At 54.3% G+C, this 1,324-nt stretch carries 1 protein-coding gene; it reads left to right on the top strand.

Going from position 1 to position 1,324, the window contains the following annotated elements; translation table 11 throughout:
* Positions 1 to 61: 61 nt before the first annotated feature.
* Positions 62 to 1,278, top strand: a protein-coding gene (locus tag MHY24_RS11970; protein WP_239230923.1) for an IS3 family transposase whose coding sequence is annotated in 2 segments (ribosomal slippage) — positions 62 to 323 and positions 323 to 1,278 — 1,218 coding nt in all. Because the reading frame shifts where the segments join, the coding sequence is not laid out codon by codon here.
* Positions 1,279 to 1,324 lie beyond the last annotated feature (46 nt).

Genomic DNA, 1,324 nt, shown 5'->3' on the forward strand with positions numbered 1-1,324 from the left:
TTGAGGTTACCCTCAAGTAGTGGACACCCTATTTGTACGGATCTTGTGTCCGTAGGAGAGGATGTTCATTGTGAATCAACAGCGCAAGAAGTACACGCCGGAGTACCGGCGTGAAGCCGCAAACCTGGTAATCGAGTCGCAGCGCCCAATCGCTCATGTGGCTAAGGAAATTGGCGTATCAGCCACAATTTTAGGCAGGTGGGTCAAACTCGAGCGTGAGCGCCGAGGAGCATCCGACGGGCTAAGCGAGGCGGATCTTCGTGCTGAGAATGCTCGTCTGCGCCGTGAGCTGGCGGAAGCCAAGATGGATAACGAGTTTTTGTCAAAAGCGACAGCCTTCTTCGCCGCCAAGCAACGCGAACAGAAAAGTTCGAATTAATGCAGCGAGAGAAGGCGAACTACAGCATCAAACGTATGGCACGGCTATTAAAAGTGTCTCGGTCTGGATACTACAAATGGTCTCATACGCAGCAGAAGCGGCTATCCGGCGAAGATAATCGTGCAGCTTTTTACGATGACGTTGACCGTAAGATTCATCAGATTTGGTCGGACTCCGACGAGGTTTATGGTGCTCCGCGGATCACCGCAGAACTTATCGAGCGGTACCACATTTCGCTTAATCGTAAGACTGTGGCTAAACGGATGCGCATGATGGGCATTGAAGGGATTTCCCCGCGGGCCTTTGTCCCAGTGACAACGATTCAAGCCAAGCGTAAGTCCACGCTTCCTGACTTGGTCAAGCGCATGTTTGATACTGGTGAGCTCAACCGAGTATGGATGTCGGATATTACCTACCTGCGCACCGGTGAAGGCTGGTTGTACTTGTGCGCAGTCCGCGATGGTCATTCCCGCAGGGTACTGGGCTGGGCTATGGATAGCGTTCAAGATACATACCTGGTCGAACGGGCCCTGCGGATGGCGCATACACTACGCGGTGACGTGCCTGACGGGCTAGTGTTTCACGCTGACCGCGGAACCCAATTTACCAGCGAGAAGCTTTGGGAAGTTTGCCGCAACCTGGGCATTGCTCAGTCCGTAGGGCGTACCGGCGTGTGCTTCGATAACGCGATGGCCGAGTCATTCTGGTCGACGCTTAAAACCGAATTCTACGACCGTAAGCGCTGGGCGACCCGTGATGCTGCACGCAAGGCCGTTGCCTACTGGATTGAAGTCGTCTACAACCGCCGACGTCGGCACTCCGCACTCGGGATGATAAGCCCCGTCGACTTCGAGAACCGCATCGGTCTAACCACCAGCAGAAAAGAAATAGCCGCCTAACCACTAGGTAGCTCCACTACGTGTCCACAATTTGCGGGCAACCCCA

Source organism: Corynebacterium sp. ACRPQ, from assembly GCF_022347225.1.
GTDB lineage: Bacteria > Actinomycetota > Actinomycetes > Mycobacteriales > Mycobacteriaceae > Corynebacterium > Corynebacterium tuberculostearicum_D.